This window comes from Mesorhizobium sp. J8, from assembly GCF_016591715.1.
Classification (GTDB): Bacteria; Pseudomonadota; Alphaproteobacteria; order Rhizobiales; family Rhizobiaceae; genus Mesorhizobium.
In genome coordinates, this window is sequence record NZ_AP024109.1 from 5,609,070 (window position 1) to 5,626,664 (window position 17,595).

The following is a 17,595-nucleotide window of genomic DNA, read 5'->3' on the forward strand; positions in this document are numbered from 1 at the left end:
AAGGTGTGGGACAACCCTGGTGCGTTCTGGCGCCGGGCGGTTTCCGACCAACCGGAACTGGATGAGCCGATGAGCACAGTTGCCGAAACCGAGATCAAGCTGACGCCGGAGCACGACGCCCGTCCCGGCGCGACGGTCCGTTCGCGGTTGCAGGATCTGTTGCCGAAGATCGTTCTGGCGCCAAGCTTCGCGGCGACGATCGTCTTCGTCTACGGCTTCATCCTGTGGACGATCTATCTGTCCTTCACCAATTCAAAGACCTTCCCGTCCTATGACATCACCGGCGCCCGCGCCTATCAGCGGCTGTGGCGCTGGACCTTCGAGAGCGACCCGCCGTCGAGCTGGTACACCTCCATCACCAATATGGGCATCTTCGGCTTCCTCTATATCCTGATCTGCCTGGCGCTCGGCCTGTTCCTGGCCATCCTGCTCGACCAGAAGATCCGTGGTGAAGGCGTCTTGAGGCCGATCTACCTCTACCCGATGGCGCTTTCCTTCATCGTCACCGGCGTCGCGTGGAAATGGTTCCTCGATCCGGGCCTCGGGCTGGAGCAGACGCTGCATCAATGGGGCTGGACGAGCTTCCATTTCGACTGGATCAAGAACAAGGATTTCGTCATCTACACGGTGGTGATCGCAGGCGTCTGGCAGGCTTCCGGCTTCATCATGGCGATGTTCCTTGCCGGCCTTCGCGGTATCGACGGCGAGATCATGAAGGCGGCGCAGATCGACGGCGCGTCCACCTTCCAGCTCTACCGCCGCATCGTCATTCCGCTGCTGCGGCCCGTGTTCCTGTCGGCCTTCATCGTGCTCGCGCATCTGGCCATCAAGTCCTACGACCTGGTGGTGGCGCTGACCAGCGGCGGACCCGGCGGCTCGGCCTGGCTGCCGTCGAACTTCATGTACGAGTTCACCTTCAAGCGCAATGAGATGGCGGTCGGCTCGGCCAGTGCGGTGATCATGCTGATGACGCTGACCGCGATCATCGTGCCTTACCTCTATTCCGAGCTCAGGGAGAAGCCGCGATGAGCACTGTTGCCTCGCCCGCCCGTCCGGCTTCGAGCGGCATGAGTGCCAGGACGATCAATCGCATCGTGATCTACGGCCTGCTCGCGCTGTTCGCGGTCTTCTACCTGATGCCGCTCTTCGTCATGCTGGTCACCTCGTTCAAGACCATGGACGAGATCCAGAACGGCAACATGCTGGCGCTGCCGCAGTCGCCGACCATCGAGCCCTGGTTCAAGGCCTGGGGCCAGACTTGCGTCGGCCTCACCTGCGCCGGTATCAAGGGCTATTTCTGGAACTCCATCAAGATGGTGGTGCCGGCGGTGCTGATCTCGACGTTGCTCGGCGCCCTCAACGGCTACGTGCTGACCAAATGGCGCTTCCGCGGCCACACGCTGGTCTTCGCCATGATGCTGTTCGCCTGCTTCATCCCGTTCCAGTCGGTGCTGTTGCCGATGGCGACCATCCTCGGCAGCCTCGGCCGCTTCGGCGCCACCCTGCAGAACGCGACGGGCTTCAATTTCGGCCTCGGCAATTCGACGGTGAACCTGGTCTTCGTCCACGTGGTTTACGGCCTCGGCTTCACCACCTTGTTCTTCCGCAACTATTACGAGGCCTTCCCGACCGAACTGGTGAAGGCGGCGCAGGTCGACGGCGCGTCCTTCTTCCAGATTTTCCGTCGCATCATGCTGCCGAACTCGATGCCGATCTTCGTCGTCACCGTCATCTACCAGTTCACCAACATCTGGAACGACTTCCTGTTCGCCTCCGCTTACGCGGGCACGGGCGACGTCATGCCGATGACCGTAGCGCTGAACAATGTCGTCAACACCTCGACCGGCGTCGTCGAATACAACGTCAACATGGCGGCGGCGATGATCGCCGCGCTCCCAACCCTGATCGTCTATGTCGTCGCCGGCCGCTACTTCGTGCGCGGGCTGATGGCCGGCGCGGTCAAGGGCTGACCCTTTCTTAAAGGAACCGACCATGGCTTTTCTGGAAATTGATGGGCTGAAGAAGCGCTTCGGGAATGTCGAGATCCTGAAGGGCATCAATGTCGAGCTCGACAAGGGCGGCTTCCTGGTGCTGGTCGGCCCGTCCGGCTGCGGCAAGTCCACGCTGCTCAACACCATCGCCGGCCTGGAGCAGATCACCGAGGGCGAGATCCGCGTCGACGGCCGCGCCATCAACGATCTGCACCCTTCGAAGCGCGATATCGCCATGGTCTTCCAGAGCTACGCGCTTTATCCGAACATGACGGTTGCCGGCAACATTGCCTTCGGCATGGAGATGCGCGGCGTGCCGGCGGCGGAGCGCCAGGCGGCGATCGACAAGGTCGCCAAGATCCTGCAGATCGGCCACCTGCTCAACCGCAAGCCCAGCCAGCTCTCCGGCGGCCAGCGGCAGCGCGTCGCCATGGGCCGGGCGCTGGTGCGCGACCCGAAGCTCTTTTTGTTCGACGAGCCGCTCTCGAACCTCGACGCCAAGCTGCGCGTCGACATGCGCATCGAGATCAAGCGCCTGCATGCAACCACCGGCACGACGATCGTCTATGTCACGCACGACCAGATCGAGGCGATGACGCTGGCGACCAAGATCGCCGTGATGCGCGACGGCGAAGTGCAGCAATTCGGCACGCCGGCCGAGATCTACAACAACCCGACCAACATCTTCGTCGCCGACTTCATGGGCTCGCCGGCGATGAACCTGATCCCGGCCAAGATCGACGCCAATGGCAGCGGGCTGTCGGTGGTGCTGGACCGCGAAGCGCGCCAGCCGATCGTGCTGCCGATGCCCGGCGCGCCTGCCGGCCTTTCGGCCTTCAAGGACAAGCAGGTGATCTTCGGCGTGCGTCCCGAGGCGCTGACCGACCCGGAAGGCGCCGAGCGCAACGGTTCGAACATTGCCACCGCCGACTGCCACATCGAAGTGGTGGAGCCGGCCGGCTCCGACACCTTCGCCGTCACCAATCTCGGCGGCAAGGGCGTGGTGGCTCGGCTCAGGGCCGATGCCAGGATCCAGCCCGGCACCAGCACGCCATTGGCCTTCAACCTCAGCAAGGCGGTGTTCTTCGACCCGGCGACCGAGAAGCGCATTCTTTAAACGCCATGGCAAACCCGGATATCGTCATCATCGGCTCCGGCATCGGCGGCGCCACGATCGCCTCCGGCTTGGCCGGCAGCGGCGCCTCGATCCTCATCCTGGAGCGCGGCGAGCCGCTGCCCGCGACGCCGCATGCGCGCTCGACGCGTTCGATCTTCATCGACGAGCACTACAGGCCGAAGGAGATGTGGCGCGAGGCCGGCGGCGCTGCCTTCAACCCCGGCAATTACTATTATGTCGGCGGCAATTCGAAGTTCTTCGGCGCGGTCCTGATCCGCTACCGCGAGGAGGATTTTTCCGAGCTCGAGCATTTCGGCGGCGTATCGCCAGCCTGGCCGTTTTCCTATGACGAATTCGAACCTTGGTATTCCAAGGCCGAGCAGCTCTTTCGCGTTCGCGGCACGCTCGGCGAGGACCCAACCGAACCGTTCCATTCGATCCCCTACGCCTTCAAGCCGGTGCCGGACGAGCCACCGATCGCGCGCGCCCGCGCCGAGCTCAAAGCCCTCGGTTTGCATCCCGCCTCGCTGCCGCTCGGCGTCGACATCGAGGCATGGCTTAAAGAGGGCAAGACGGGTTGGGATGCGTTCCCCAACACTGGCCAGGGCAAGATCGACGCCCAGACCGGCCCGCTGACGGCGGCGCTCACCGACAGGAACATCCGCCTTGAAACCGGCTCCCATGTCGACTGGCTCGAGACCGCACCGGACGGCAAGACGATCGCCGCCATCCACTACACGCAAGATGGCGCGCCAAAGACGCTGTCGCCGAAGCTCGTCATCCTGTCGGCCGGCGCGATCAACTCGGCCGCGATCCTGCTGCGATCGCCTAGCACGAATGGCAAAGGACTCGCCAACAGCTCCGACCAGGTCGGTCGCAATTTCATGAACCACAATTCGAGCGCGATGCTGGCGATCGACCCGCGACGCCGCAATACATCCGTCTACCAGAAGACGCTGATGCTCAACGACTACTATCTGTCCGACGGCAAAGGCGGCAAGCCGCTCGGCAACGTGCAGTTGCTCGGCAAGATCGACGGCAACATGCTCAAGGCCAATGTGAGGACGATGCCGAAATTCGTGCTCGACTTCATGGCCGGCCACGCCGTCGACTGGTACCTGATGTGCGAGGACCTGCCCGATCCCGAAAGCCGCATCATGGTCGACGGCAAGGAGATCGTCATGCAGTGGCGGCGTTCCAACATGCAGTCGCTGGAAGGCCTGACCAAGGTCATGCGCGAGAACCTGCGCGCCTGCGGCTATCCGATCGTGCTGTCGCGCCCCTTCGACAAGCGCACGCCCTCGCACCAGTGCGGCACGGTCAAGATGGGCAATGATCCGGCCACCTCGCCGCTCGATCCATTCTGCCGGGCCTGGGATCACCGGAACCTGTTCGTCGTCGACGGCGGCTTCCTGCCGACCTCCGCCGCGGTCAATCCGGCGCTGTCGATCGCGGCACAAGCGCTGCGCGTGGCGGACTACATCCGCAAGACGGAGCTTGCCGTATGAGCCGCCCGGCAGCCATCGTCACCGGCGGCGCGCGCGGCATAGGGCTTGCCTGCGCCGAGGCACTGGCCGATGCAGGCTTCGACATTCTCATCGCCGATCTCGCCGGGAAACCCGCCGACGGACTGGCTAAAACGATCACCGGGCGCGGCGCGAAGTTTGCCTATGCCCCCTGCGATATCGCCGATCTCGCCGGCCATTCGAAACTTGTCGAAGCGGTCGTAGATGCCTTCGGCCGCATCGATTGCCTGGTCAACAATGCCGGCGTCGGCGCCGTGGTGCGCGGCGATCTTTTGGAATTGAAGCCGGAGAATTTCGACCGCGCGCTGGACATCAACTTGCGCGGCACGGTGTTCCTCAGCCAGGCCGTCGCCAAGGCCATGCTGGCGATGCCTGCCGTTTCGACCCGGTCGATCATAACCATCACCTCGGTGAGCGCCGCCATGGCTTCGCCGGAACGCGCCGACTACTGCATCTCCAAGGCCGGGCTTTCGATGTGGGTGAAGAACCTGGCGCTGCGGCTCGCCGCCGACAATATCGGCGTGTTCGAAGTACGGCCGGGCATTATCCGCACCGACATGACCTCCGGCGTTTCGGCCAAATATGACGCGCTTATCGAAGGCGGGCTGGTACCGGCGAAACGCTGGGGCGAGGCCGCCGATGTCGGTGCCGCGGTCGCCGCGCTTGCCTCTGGAAAATTCGGCTTTTCGACAGGATCGGTCGTCGATGTCGACGGCGCGCTCTCGGTGCCACGCTTGTGAGGAACAATGGCTGACTACATCATTGTTGGCGCCGGTCCGGCCGGCTGCGTTCTCGCCAACCGGCTGAGCGAGGATCCGGGCAATTCCGTTCTGCTTCTGGAGGCCGGCGGCAAGGACTGGCATCCGCTGATCCATATGCCGGCGGGCTTCGCCAAGATGACCAAGGGCATCGCCTCCTGGGGCTGGTCGACCGTGCCGCAGAGAAACATGAAGAATCGCGTCTTCTGGTACACGCAGGCCAAGGTCGTTGGCGGCGGCTCGTCGATCAACGCCCAGATCTATACGCGCGGCAACGCCCGCGACTACGACGCTTGGGAGAAAGAGGAAGGACTGACCGGCTGGGGCTACCGCGACGTGCTTCCCTATTTCAAGCGCGCCGAAAACAATCAGCGCTTCGCCAATGATTTCCATGGCGACCAGGGTCCGCTCGGCGTCTCTAACCCGATCTCGCCGCTGCCCATCTGCGAGGCTTATTTCCGCGCCGGCCAGGAAATGGGCATGCCCTTCAACCCCGACTTCAACGGGGCGAGCCAGGAAGGCGTCGGCTATTATCAGCTGACCCAGAAGAATGCGCGGCGCTCATCGGCCTCCGTCGCCTATCTGAAGCCGATCGGCGCCCGCCGGAATCTGACGGTCAGGACCGATGTGCTGGTCACCCGCGTCGTCGTCGAGAAAGGCCGCGCCATCGGCGTCGAGGTGGTTGACAGGCCAGGCGGGCAAAAGTCTATCCTGCGCGCCGAACGCGAAGTGATCGTCTCGTCGGGCGCCATCGGCTCGCCGAAGCTTCTGATGCAGTCGGGTATCGGCCCGGCGGATCATTTGAAGTCGGTCGGCGTCACGCCGGTGCATGACCTGGCCGGTGTGGGCTCCAACATGCAGGACCATCTCGACCTGTTCGTGATCGCCGAATGCACCGGCGACCACACCTATGACAATTACGCCAAGCTGCACCGCACCCTATGGGCGGGGCTGCAGTATCTTCTGCTCAAGAAGGGTCCCGTCGCCTCGAGCCTGTTCGAGACCGGCGGCTTCTGGTACGCCGACCCGACTGCCGCCTCGCCCGATATCCAGTTCCATCTCGGCCTCGGCTCCGGCATCGAGGCCGGCGTCGAGAAGCTGAAGAACCCGGGCGTCACGCTCAACTCCGCCTTCCTGCGCCCGCGCTCGCGCGGCACGGTGCGGTTGAAGAGCGCCGACCCTGCCGACCATCCGCTGATCGACCCGAACTACTGGTCCGATCCCTACGATCGCGACATGTCGATCAAGGGTCTCAGGCTGGCGCGCGAGATCATGCGCCAGAAGGCGCTTCAGCCCTATGTGCTGCGCGAGGTGCTTCCGGGTCCGAACCTGCAGAGCGACGATGACCTTTTCGACTATGCCTGCCGCACGTCCAAGACCGATCATCACCCCGTCGGCACCTGCCGCATGGGCCATGATGCCATGGCGGTGGTGACACCCGACCTCAGGCTGCGTGGCATCGAAGGTCTCCGCGTCTGCGACGCTTCGGTGATGCCGCGCGTCCCCTCCTCCAACACCAACGCGCCCACCATCATGGTCGGTGAAAAGGGCGCCGACCTGATCCTCGGCCGAGAGCCGCTGCCGCCGGCCGTGTTCAAGGGCAACCAGGCGGCGTGAGGCATCAACGATGATCCGGCACTGCGTCTTTGTCCGCTTTCGCGACGACGTTCCTGAAACCGAGCGCGCGGCAATCCATGCCGATCTCGAAGCCTTGCGCGCCGTCATCGACGGCATGGGCAAGGTGCAGTTCAGCGCCAATGTCAGCCCCGAGCCTTTCGCGCGCGGCTTCACGCATGGATTCACCATCGATTTCCGCGATGCCGCCGCTCGCGGCGCATATCTGGTGCACGAAGCGCATCAGCGCGCCGGCGCGCGCCTTGTCGCCGCCCTCGATGGCGGCACCGGGGGGCTGATGGTCATCGATCTCGAAGTGACGCAAATGTGACCGCTCGCCGCCTAAAACCGGCCGGCGTCCGGTTCTCTTTTGCCCTCCCGGGAACATATCGTTGCTTTTGGGGGATTGAAAAGGAGGACCGCCTTGAACCTCACCACCGAACAGAAGAAAACCGTAGTCGCATCGTTCCTCGGCTGGACGCTCGACGCTTTCGATTTCTTCCTTCTGACTTTCCTGCTCACCGATATTGCCGCTGAGTTCCAGACCGACGTGCCGGCGGTCTCCAAAGCATTGTTCCTGACGCTCGCGACACGCTTCATTGGCGCGTTCTTCTTCGGCATGCTTGCCGATAAATACGGTCGCAAGCCCATCCTGATGCTCAACATCGTCAGCTATTCGGTGATCGGGGCTTTGGCCGCCTTCTCACCCAATCTCGGCATATTCCTGGCGCTGCGCGCGCTGTTCGGCATCGCCATGGGCGGCGAATGGGGCCTGGGCAGCTCGCTCGCCATGGAATCCATTCCGCCCGGCGCGCGCGGCACGGTCTCGGGCATCCTGCAATGCGGCTATCCGGCCGGCTATCTGCTGGCCGCGGTGGTCTACGGCCTGCTCTACGGGCAGAAGATCGGCGACTTCACCTTCGGCTGGCGCGCCATGTTCCTGCTCAGCTTCCTGCCGGCGCTGATCGTGCTGTTCATCCGCTCGCATGTGCCGGAATCGCCGGCCTTCGTCGAAGGCCGCTCTCAGACGCGGCCGGGCCTCCTCGAAACGCTGCGCAAGCACTGGGGCATCGCGCTCTATGCGGTGGTGCTGATGATGTTCTTCAACTTCTTCAGCCATGGCACGCAGGACCTCTATCCGACATTTCTGAAGAAGCAGCACGGCTTCGACACGCACACGGTGAGCTGGATCACCATCGTCGCCAATATCGGCGCGATCGTCGGCGGCCTGGCCTTCGGCGCGCTGTCGGAAAGGATCGGCCGCATCAACGCCATCACGCTCGCTTGCGTGATCGCCCTGCCGGCAATTCCGCTCTGGGCCTACACGACCACGCCCTTCATGCTGGCGATCGGCGCCTTCATCATGCAGGTGGCGGTGCAGGGCGCCTGGGGCGTCATCCCCGTGCATCTCAACGAGCTGTCCCCGGGTTCGGTGCGGGCAACGCTGCCCGGCTTCATCTATCAGGCCGGCAATCTGGCGGCATCCTATGGCGGCCCCTACCAGGCAGGCATCGCCGAAGCGCCGGGAGGCAGCTACGGCTATGCGCTGGCCTTGTTTGCCGGCGTGGTCGCGGTCTGCATCATTGTGGTCATCCGCTTCAGCCCGGAGAAGCGCGGCCAGGTGATGACCGTGCTCGGCTGACGATCCGATTTCAGCCCATCCTGAGCGCCGCGACGCCGGCGACAATGCCAAGCGCCGCGGCTGCGCGCCAGGCCGTCATCCTTTCGCCCAGCGCCAGCACCGAAATCAGCATGGCGAACAGGATCGAGCTCTCACGCAGCGACGCGACCGAGGCGATCGGCGCCTTGGTCATCGCCCACATCACGATCCAGTAGGCTGCGCCGCTGAGCACGCCGGTGAACAGCCCGGCTTTCCAGTCGCGCGCCAGCACCGGAAGCGACCGCGGTCCGCGGAAGGCAATGCACAAGACGAGCGCCCACGCCGCATCGCAGACGAACAGCCAGGCGGCGTAGCTCGTCGCCGTCGCCGCGACCCGCGCGCCGCTGCCGTCGGAGAGCGTGTAACTGGCGATGAAGATCGACGTGCCGAGCGCGAAACCGACGGCGCGCGGATTGAGCTTCTCCAGATGCGCGCCGCCCCGGAACGACATGACCAGCGTACCTGCCGACAAAAGCACGATGCCGAGGATGGCGAACGGCGCCGGGACCTCGCCGACCATGACGATGCCGCCGAGCGCCGAGAGCAGGGGCGCCGTGCCGCGCGCCAACGGATAGGTCTGCGCGAAATCGCCCGCCTTATAGGCGCCGATCAGGAATGTCCGGTAGCCCATGTGGAAGAAAACCGAGGCGAGGATGAATGGCCAGACCTCGGCCTTCGGCACCTCTACGAAGGGCAGCACCACAAGCGCCGCGGCGCCCATGCCGAGCGTCATCAGCGTGATCGACAGGAAGCGGTCGAGATGCACCTTGACCAGCGCGTTCCAGATCGCGTGCATGGCAGCCGCCGAGAGCACCGCCAGGAAGACGAACAGCGTCATTCCCGCCTCACCTGCCCGCCAAGTCTGAGCCGATACCAGGCGTTTCCAGATCGATATCGACCCGAAGCGGAAAATGATCGGAAGCCACTTCGCCGATATCGGCGCTGACCGAACGCACGCGCCCGGCCAGCATGCCGCCGACGAAACAATGATCGAGCCGTCGTTTCGCCAGCCTGCCGTCGATGATCTTTTCGTGCGTATGGAAGTCCGGCCCCGACTCTGTGGCGACGGAAGCGGCATCGACGAATCCGTCGATATAGGCGGCCCCCCGATGGTAGGGGGTATTGCCGACGATGCGCCGGTATTCGGCGCTGCCCGGCTCCATGTTGAAATCGCCCAGCCAGATCGCCGCCACCGGGTTTTCCGGCTCCGGCTGGCCGTTCGACCAGTTGCGTTGCGGCTCGTCGTCGGCGCCGCTCCAGGGACCGCCGTCCGACGGCGCGCGGCGATGCTCGGCAAGCAAGTAATCGATCTGCTCCAGCCGCTCCTCGGCCGCGATATGCGCCAGATGCAGGGAAAGCACCCGCACCGGTCCCGCCGGCGTGCGGATCATGCACTCCAGCGCCGCGTTGCGGGTGTTGAGCGGCCTCAGTGTTCGCCGCAACGGCAGCGTGTGCAGGCGAGACCAGACGATCGGCAGCTTCGACAGCACCATCGTGCCGAACTGCCGCCTTCGGTTGACGACGCGGCCGCCGCGCTTCTCGCTGGCATCCATGTCGAAGGCGGGGCCGTAGGCCCAGTAATAGTCGGGCAGCAAGCTCGACAGGATCTCGGGCTGCTCGTCCTCATTGGTGCGCCGCCAATGCCGCTCGACCTCCTGCAACGCGATGATGTCGGCGCCGTCCACCAGCCTGGCGGCGCGGGAAAGATCGTAGCGCCCGTCGCTGCCGAAGCCGTATTGGATGTTGTAGCTGATCAGTTTCATTGATTAACCGGCTCACTTCCGAGGATCGCAGTAGCGTGCCATCCCTGACGTTGCAATCTGCCGCGCAGGCAGGCGACATGGTCCAGTCGGCGGTCTGCGAACCGCTCTAATAAGTCGTCAGCGGCTGGTAGCTCCCCGCGGGCGACGCCGCCAGTTCCGACCAGTCGATCTCCTCTTCCAGCCGGTGATAGGCCTCGTCGCCGATCGTGCCGTTGCTGCGCAGTTCCTCCAGCGTGTCGCGCTGCCGCTTGATGGCGTAAAGACGCAACCGGTCGTATTCCGTCGCGGCCTGCGCGTCATCGGGATTTTCGGCGACCCGGCGTTGCGCCTCATACTGTTCGCGCACGACGGCGGCAGCGGCCGAGGTCTTGCGGTTCAGCACGTCGAGCGCGGCCTGCATGATGGCGACGCGCGCCTCGGCTACTTCGCGATCGATCGTCATATCGCGCTCGAAGTTGAGCCGGCGCAGCAACGGCTTCAGGCTCATGCCCTGCAGCACAAGCGTTCCAAGGACGACGGCGAAGGCCGCCAGCACAATCGGGTCGCGGCCGGGAAAGTCGGCGGGCAGCGCGATCGCCACCACCAGCGTCACCAGCCCGCGCATGCCGCACCAGCCGACGAGCACAGCGCCGCGAAATGTCGGCGCATCCCGCTTCTGCCCTTCGCTGTCGGGATGCGTGAACTGCCTTATGATCGCAACATAACCCATCACCCAGACGAGACGTGCCACGATGACGACGGCCACCACGGTCCCGGCGAAGAGGAAGGCCTCGCCCTGCCCGTCGCCGGAGAGCCGGCCGACAATCGACCGCGCCTGCAGACCCATCAGCACGAAAGCCAGCACGTTGAGCACGAACACCGCCGATTCCCAGACCGAATAGGTGCTGACACGGCGTCTGGCCGACATTCGGCGCGGTGCGGTGCGCGCGATGGTGATGGCATAGACGACGATGGTGATGATGGCGGAAAGGCCGAGCTTGTCGGCAATGATCCAGACGGCGAAGGTTCCGGCGAATTGCACTACGGTGCTGCTTGCCGCATCCTCGATGCGCGTCAGCGTGAGCAGCGACACCCGGCCGAACAGGTACCCGGCGACGACGCTGCCGACTGTTGCAAGCAAGATGACAGGCACTGCATCCTTGAGCATGAGCGTGCCGACCGCTGCCGAAACCGCGATTCGATAGATCAGCAGCGCCGTGGCGTCGTTGAGCAGGCTCTCCCCCTGCAGAATGGCGGTGATGCGGTGCGGTACCCTGAATTGGCTGAGCACGGCGCTTGCCGCCACCGCGTCCGGGGGAGCGACGATAGCGCCCAGCGCGATCGCCGCCGCGACGGGCAACCCGGCCATCTTGCAGCCGACATAGGCTACGACCGCGGTGGTGAAGACGACAGCGCCGAGCGCCAACAGCGCCAGCGACAGCCGGTAGCGTTTCAGGTCGCGCAGCGAGGTGTCATAGGCGGCATCGAGAAGCACCGGCGCGATGAACAGCGCCAGCGCCAGTTCCGGATCGATCTCGATCACCGGCGCGCCTGGCACGAAGGCGAGCGCAACGCCCGCAAGCGCCAGCAATGAAGGATAAGGAATCTCCAGCCGCCGCGACAGCGCCGTCAGCGCGACGGCAATCAAAAGCAGGATCAGGGTGAGCTCGAAGAGGGCCATGGCTCATCGTAGCGATGGAACCAGGCGTTGGGCACTGCAAAAGTGAATGGTGAATGGGCTTAACCAGAAGATCTCGGGCCCGTAAGGTGCTGATTGCCATTCACCATTTACTATTCACCATTCACGCTTCCCTAATGCAGGACCAGCATGTCGCCAGACGAGAAGGAGATGTCCGCCTTCTCGCCGACGACCGGCGGCGGCGTCGTCGAATTGTTGAAGGTGTCAAGCGAAACCGTATTGCCGCCGATGCCGACGCGCACGCGGATGACGGAGCCGAGGAAATGCACCTCGGCGATCTCGCCCGAGAGGCTGGTGTCGTGGCCGGGCTGGCGCGCCAGCGAGATCGCTTCCGGCCGCAGCGCCAGCGACAGCGTGTCGCCGGACTTCGAGCCGTTGAGCTTGCCTTTGAGCGAGACTTCCTGCGCGTTGACCTGCACCTTGCCCGCGGACGCGTCGGTGACCTTGCCCTCCAGCACGTTGAGCGTGCCGACGAAATTGGCGACGAACTTGGTCGCCGGCCGGTTGTAGATCTCGAACGGCGTGCCGACCTGCTCGGCCTTGCCGCCATACATAACCGCAATGCGGTCGGAGATCGACAGCGCCTCTTCCTGGTCATGCGTGACGAAGATGGTGGTGATGCCAAGCTTCTTCTGGATCGAGCGGATTTCCTCGCGCAGCGACACGCGCACCTTGGCGTCGAGCGCCGACAGAGGCTCGTCGAGCAGCAAGAGCTTCGGCTTGGGCGCGATGGCGCGCGCCAACGCGATGCGCTGCTGCTGGCCGCCGGAAAGCTGGTAGGGATAGCGGTCGGCCATTTGCGGCAGCTTGATCATGTCGAGCATCTCGGCGACACGCCTATCCGCGTCAGGCTTCGCCATGCCGGCCACCTTGAGGCCAAAGGCGATGTTCTGCGCCACCGTCAGGTTCGGGAACAGCGCATAGGCCTGGAACACCATGCCGACATTGCGTTGGTTAGGCTTCAGCCTCGTGATGTCCTTGCCGCCGACCACGATCTTGCCGGCCGAAGGCTCCTCGAAACCGGCGACCATGCGCAGCACCGTCGTCTTGCCGCAGCCGGACGGGCCGAGGAAGGAGACGAACTCACCGGGCTCAACATCGAGGCTGAAATCCTGCACCACGGTGTTGGCACCGTAGGACTTTCGCACATGCTGGATGGACAGGAATGGCTCGGCCATGGCTTTTCTCTCAAGTCAATTCGGTCGGTTCGCCGATTTCGGCGCAAAGCGAGACAGGACCTGGATCAGCGACATGCAGCCCCAGGTAATGGCGAAAGCGATGATGGCAAGGGCTGCCGGCTCGTAGGCACGGTTGGCGCCCATATTCTGCAGATACGGACCGAAGGCCGGGCGGTTGAGCAGGCTGGCCACGGTGAACTCGCCGATGACGATGGCAAAGGTGAGGAACGCGCCGGACAGCACAGCGATCAGCACGTTGGGCAGGATCACGCGTCCGATGATCGTCGTCCAGCCGGCACCGAGGATCTGCGCCGCTTCGGTGAGCGTCCTGACATCGATGGTGCGAAGCCCGGTATCGACGGCCCGGTACATGTAAGGCAGCGCCAGCGTCGCATAGCCGATGACGAGCAGCGCATTGGTGCCGAAGCCGCTGGCGAGGAACGGCAGCGGCGAGCTCGAGCCGTACATGCGGATGTAGCCGAACACGATGACGATCGCGGGAATTACCAGCGGCAGCAGCGTGACGAATTCGACGACCGGCCTGAGCTGGGGCAGGCGAAGCCGTATCCAGTAGGCGGTAGGCACCACCAGAAGCACGCCCAGGATGATGGTGAAGATCGCCGCCACCACCGAGAAGGTGAAGGATTCCTGGAAGCGCGCATCGCCAAGCACGACCCGGTACGCCTCGAAGGAATATTCGCCGCGCTTCATGCGCATGGAGAATTCCAGCGTCGCGATCAGCGGAATGAAGAAATAGGCGGCGCCCAGGATGAACGTGACCCAGGCCCAGAACTTACCCGACTTCATTTGAGCCACCTCTCCGAACGGGTCCGGAACCAGATGTAGAAGACATTGGCGAGGCCGGTGATGAAGATCATGCCGAAGGCAATCGCATAGCCGAGATTTGCGTTGTGCAGCACGTCGCCGCGAATCTGCGCATAGAGAACGATAGGCACGATGTTGAGCGACGAGCCGGTTAGCGCATAGGCGGTTGCGATGGCGCCGAAGGCATTGGCGAAAAGCAGGATGAAGGTGCCGAGGAAGCTCGGCCACAGGACAGGGATGACGACCATGCGCCAGTACTGCCACTGGGTGGCGCCGAGCGTGGCGGCGGCCTCGCCCCACTCCTTTTTCAGGCCGTCGATCGCCGGCACGATGATGACGACCATCAACGGTATCTGGAAATAGAGGTAAGTCAGCGTCAGCCCCCAGAAGGACAGCACGTTGAAGCCGTGCTGATAGAGGTCGAAACCGATCGAGCGCAAAAGCACTGTGAGCAGGCCGAGGCGGCCGAGCGTCGCCAGGAAGGCGAAGGCCAGCGGCACGCCGGCAAATTGCGACGCCACGCCGGAGAAGGTGAGCGCTGCCGAACGCGTCCAGTTCGGCAGGCCGCCGCGCACGATGGCGATGGCGATGGCGAGGCCGATGAAGGCGCCAAGCAGCGACGAGGCGACGGAAACTTTGATCGAGATCCAGTAGGCGGCGACGATGGTCGGCTGCGCGAGATCGGCGATATTCTGCAGCGTGAACGCGCCGTCGGCGTTTTGGAAGGCGCCGATGATGAGATAGAGTGTCGGCAGGATCAGGAACATCAGCGCGAAGATGATGAAAGGCGCGACGCCCAGCCATTGCGTGGGCAGGCGCATCGCGCGCGCCGCGGGCGGAATGGTCCTGTCGGCGGCGGACGGTCCTGAAAGGCTGATATCGGTCATGCCAGACTGCCTTCAAAAATGGTTCCGGGCGGCGCAAGGCCGCCCGGAAAAGCATAGACTTACTTGACGTTGGCGCCGACGACCGAGTCCCAGCCCTTTGTGATCTCTTCCTTGGCAGCGCCCTGCTCGTCGAGCGACGGGAACACGGCCTTGGCATAGGCGTCTGCTGGCGGCAGCTTGTCGAGCAGTTCCTGCGGAACCTTGCCGTTCTTGGCGAGGTCGTTGAAGCGGATCGGGTGGCAATAACCCTTCAGCCAGCCGATCTGGCCTTCGTCGGAATAGAGGTATTCCATCCACAGCTTGGCGGCGTTCGGGTGCGGCGCGTAGGCGCTGATCGCCTGCACGTACACCCCGGCGACGACACCGGTCTTCGGGATGACGATGTCGGTCGGCGGGTTGCCGTTCAGCGTGTCGCGGCCCGACAGGTTGTTGTAATCCCAGTTGATCAGGATCGGGGTCTGGCCTTGGGCCAGCGTCGCCGGCTTGCCGATGACCGGAACGAAGTTACCGGCGGCGTTGAGCTTCTTGAAGAAGTCGAGGCCGGCCTCGCCGGCGGCCTTGCCAGCGGCGGCACCGGTCGAAAGGCCAGCAGCATGCACGGCCTGGATCGCCTGGTTCGACGCACGCGGATCGCCGGCGAGGGCTACCGAGTTGGCATATTCAGGCTTCAGCAGATCGGCCCAGTCCGTAGGAACGTTCTTGACCAGATCCTTGTTCACCATGAACGACAGCACGCCGTAATAGTCGCCATACCAGGCGCCGTCGGCATCCTTGGCGCTGTCCGGGATGGAATCCCAGGTCGAGACCTTGTAAGGCTGGATCAGCCCGTCTTTCTTGGCCGAGGGGCCGAAAGCCAGGCCAACGTCGATGACGTCGGGCGCCTGCGGGCCCTTGTTGTCCTTGTTGGCCTTGATCGCCTCGACCTCGTCGCCCGAACCGGCGTCCGGATTGAGCTCGTTGATGGTGATTCCAGGATACTTAGCCTTGAAAGCGTCGATCACTGCCCCGTAGCCACACCAGTCATGCGGAAGCGCGATGGTGGTGAGCTGGCCTTCAGCCTTCGCGGCCTTGACGAGATCGTCCAGCGAATCCGCGGACGAAATCATCGTCGACGCAAAAAGCGCCGCGGCCGAGAGGGAAAGCACTTTCCCCGTGAACTTGAACATGTGTTCTCTCCGTTGAACTGGCGCGTTTAAGCGCCTGCGATGCGGGTATCGTTTTCGTGTGACAGCCAGATGAAGGCTTTTTGAAACCGGAGCCCCGCGGCACAAAAAGTTAACTCTTTTTAACGGACTGTAGCAATTAGCCCGCGCTTAATTTTCCGGCTAATGGTTAGCCGCCTTGATTTTTGCCCCTTCTCCCTTTCCTCGAATGTTCCCTTATTCAACCTTTTGGCATTGACTGCCCGCTCTCAAACGGAGCCGGCAATTGCATTTTCGAGCAGCGTCAGCGCTGCTTTCTTGGTGAGCTTCACGGGGTTGCCTCCAGCCGTCGGATCGACCACCGCCATGTCGGCGATCAGACCTTTTCGCTTCTTGTCCATGTCGAGCCCCTTGATCAGGCCGGGCAGCGCGTGCGGCACCTTGAGCTCCTTGCGCAGCTTGATGATGGCCTTGGCGAAACCATCGAAGCCGCCCTTGATGCCGCAATAGGCGGCGAGACGGGCAATGCGGTCCTCGATCGCCTCGCGATTGAAGGCGAGCACATAGGGCATGAAGACGGCATTGGTCATGCCGTGGTGAGTGTCGTAGAGCGCGCCGATCGGATGCGACAGCGAATGGATGGCCCCAAGCCCCTTCTGGAAAGCGGCAGCGCCCATGGCTGCGGCGCTCATCATATGGGCGCGGGCGACCAGGTCCTTGCCGTTGGCGAAGGCCTTGGGCAGGTTCTCGAACACCAGCCTTATGCCTTCCACCGCGATGCCGTCGGCCATCGGATGGTAGCCCGGTGCACAATAGGCCTCCAGGCAATGCGCCAGCGCGTCCATGCCGGTGCCGGCGGTGATGAAGGCCGGCATGCCGACCGACAGCTCCGGATCGGCAATGACGATCGCCGGCAGAAGCTTCGGATGGAAGATGACCTTCTTGGTGTGGGTCTCCTCATTGGTGATGACGCCGGCGCGGCCGACTTCCGAGCCGGTGCCCGCCGTCGTCGGCACGGCGATGATCGGCGCGATCGCATCGGAATTGGCCCTTGTCCACCAGTCGCCGATATCCTCGAAATCCCATACCGGACGTGTCTGCCCGGCCTGGAAGGCGATCAGCTTGCCGAGGTCGAGCGCCGAGCCGCCGCCGAAGGCGATGACGCCGTCATGCTTGCCCTTCTTGAACACGGCGATGCCGGCGGTGAGGTTGGACTCGACCGGGTTCGGCTTTACCTCCGAAAACACGCCATAGGGAACCTTGGCGTCGTCGAGGATCTTCAGCGTGGAAGCGACCACCGGCAATTTTGCCAGGCCGGGATCGGTCACGAAGAGCGGGCGCTTGATGCCGGCGGCAGCCAGCGCATCCGGCAATTCCTTGATGCGGCCGGCGCCGAAACGGACGGTGGTGGGGTAGTTCCATTTGGAGATGAGCTTGGACATTTTTGTCTTTCGAA

At 63.7% G+C, this 17,595-nt stretch carries 16 protein-coding genes; 8 read left to right on the forward strand and 8 right to left on the reverse strand.

Annotation, left to right across the window (positions count from 1 at the left end; all coding sequences use genetic code 11):
- Positions 1 to 69 precede the first annotated feature (69 nt).
- The 8 genes from MJ8_RS26895 (at position 70) to MJ8_RS26930 (ending at position 8,648) form a co-directional block, all read left to right on the forward strand.
- Entirely contained in the window at positions 70 to 1,029 is a 960-nt protein-coding gene (locus MJ8_RS26895) for a carbohydrate ABC transporter permease (protein ID WP_201411639.1), read from the forward strand.
- Positions 1,026 to 1,970, forward strand: coding sequence for a carbohydrate ABC transporter permease (locus MJ8_RS26900; protein ID WP_201411640.1), 945 nt, complete (start codon positions 1,026 to 1,028; stop codon positions 1,968 to 1,970). The genes MJ8_RS26895 and MJ8_RS26900 overlap by 4 nt, the downstream gene beginning before the upstream one ends.
- Positions 1,971 to 1,992: 22 nt before the next feature.
- Positions 1,993 to 3,108, forward strand: a complete 1,116-nt coding sequence (locus MJ8_RS26905) for an ABC transporter ATP-binding protein (RefSeq protein WP_201411641.1) — start codon at positions 1,993 to 1,995, stop codon at positions 3,106 to 3,108.
- A gap of 5 nt (positions 3,109 to 3,113) precedes the next feature.
- Entirely contained in the window at positions 3,114 to 4,616 is a 1,503-nt protein-coding gene (locus MJ8_RS26910; protein WP_201411642.1) for a GMC oxidoreductase, read from the forward strand.
- The gene (locus tag MJ8_RS26915; protein WP_201411643.1) at positions 4,613 to 5,374 is read left to right on the forward strand and encodes a 3-ketoacyl-ACP reductase; all 762 of its coding nucleotides are present in this window, start codon (positions 4,613 to 4,615) and stop codon (positions 5,372 to 5,374) included. Before MJ8_RS26910 ends, MJ8_RS26915 begins: the two co-directional genes overlap by 4 nt.
- A gap of 6 nt (positions 5,375 to 5,380) precedes the next feature.
- Complete coding sequence (locus MJ8_RS26920; RefSeq protein WP_201411644.1) at positions 5,381 to 7,009, forward strand: GMC family oxidoreductase; 1,629 nt, start codon at positions 5,381 to 5,383, stop codon at positions 7,007 to 7,009.
- A 10-nt stretch (positions 7,010 to 7,019) separates the two neighbouring features.
- On the forward strand, positions 7,020 to 7,337 hold the full coding sequence (locus MJ8_RS26925; RefSeq protein WP_201411645.1) for a Dabb family protein: 318 nt from the start codon (positions 7,020 to 7,022) through the stop codon (positions 7,335 to 7,337).
- Between the two features lie 93 nt (positions 7,338 to 7,430).
- Positions 7,431 to 8,648, forward strand: a complete 1,218-nt coding sequence (locus tag MJ8_RS26930) for an MFS transporter (protein ID WP_201411646.1) — start codon at positions 7,431 to 7,433, stop codon at positions 8,646 to 8,648.
- 10 nt (positions 8,649 to 8,658) lie between these two features.
- Here the strand turns inward: MJ8_RS26930 and MJ8_RS26935 are convergent, their stop codons facing one another.
- From MJ8_RS26935 to MJ8_RS26970, 8 genes are all read right to left on the reverse strand, one after another.
- Complete coding sequence (locus tag MJ8_RS26935) at positions 8,659 to 9,504, reverse strand: EamA family transporter (protein WP_201411647.1); 846 nt, start codon at positions 9,502 to 9,504, stop codon at positions 8,659 to 8,661.
- A gap of 7 nt (positions 9,505 to 9,511) precedes the next feature.
- Positions 9,512 to 10,429 carry an endonuclease/exonuclease/phosphatase family protein gene (locus MJ8_RS26940; protein ID WP_201411648.1) on the reverse strand — a complete coding sequence of 306 codons (918 nt, stop codon included), beginning with the start codon at positions 10,427 to 10,429 and terminating at the stop codon, positions 9,512 to 9,514.
- A 106-nt stretch (positions 10,430 to 10,535) separates the two neighbouring features.
- Complete coding sequence (locus tag MJ8_RS26945; RefSeq protein ID WP_201411649.1) at positions 10,536 to 12,089, reverse strand: cation:proton antiporter; 1,554 nt, start codon at positions 12,087 to 12,089, stop codon at positions 10,536 to 10,538.
- A gap of 131 nt (positions 12,090 to 12,220) precedes the next feature.
- Positions 12,221 to 13,285: an ABC transporter ATP-binding protein gene (locus MJ8_RS26950; RefSeq protein ID WP_201411650.1), complete on the reverse strand. Its 1,065-nt coding sequence runs from the start codon at positions 13,283 to 13,285 to the stop codon at positions 12,221 to 12,223.
- A gap of 15 nt (positions 13,286 to 13,300) precedes the next feature.
- The gene (locus MJ8_RS26955) at positions 13,301 to 14,092 is read right to left on the reverse strand and encodes an ABC transporter permease (protein WP_201411651.1); all 792 of its coding nucleotides are present in this window, start codon (positions 14,090 to 14,092) and stop codon (positions 13,301 to 13,303) included.
- Positions 14,089 to 14,997, reverse strand: coding sequence for an ABC transporter permease (locus MJ8_RS26960; RefSeq protein ID WP_412177077.1), 909 nt, complete (start codon positions 14,995 to 14,997; stop codon positions 14,089 to 14,091). The genes MJ8_RS26955 and MJ8_RS26960 overlap by 4 nt, the downstream gene beginning before the upstream one ends.
- Positions 14,998 to 15,056: 59 nt before the next feature.
- On the reverse strand, positions 15,057 to 16,163 hold the full coding sequence (locus MJ8_RS26965; protein ID WP_201411652.1) for an ABC transporter substrate-binding protein: 1,107 nt from the start codon (positions 16,161 to 16,163) through the stop codon (positions 15,057 to 15,059).
- 245 nt (positions 16,164 to 16,408) lie between these two features.
- Positions 16,409 to 17,581: an iron-containing alcohol dehydrogenase gene (locus MJ8_RS26970; protein ID WP_201411653.1), complete on the reverse strand. Its 1,173-nt coding sequence runs from the start codon at positions 17,579 to 17,581 to the stop codon at positions 16,409 to 16,411.
- Between the last annotated feature and the right edge of the window lie 14 nt (positions 17,582 to 17,595).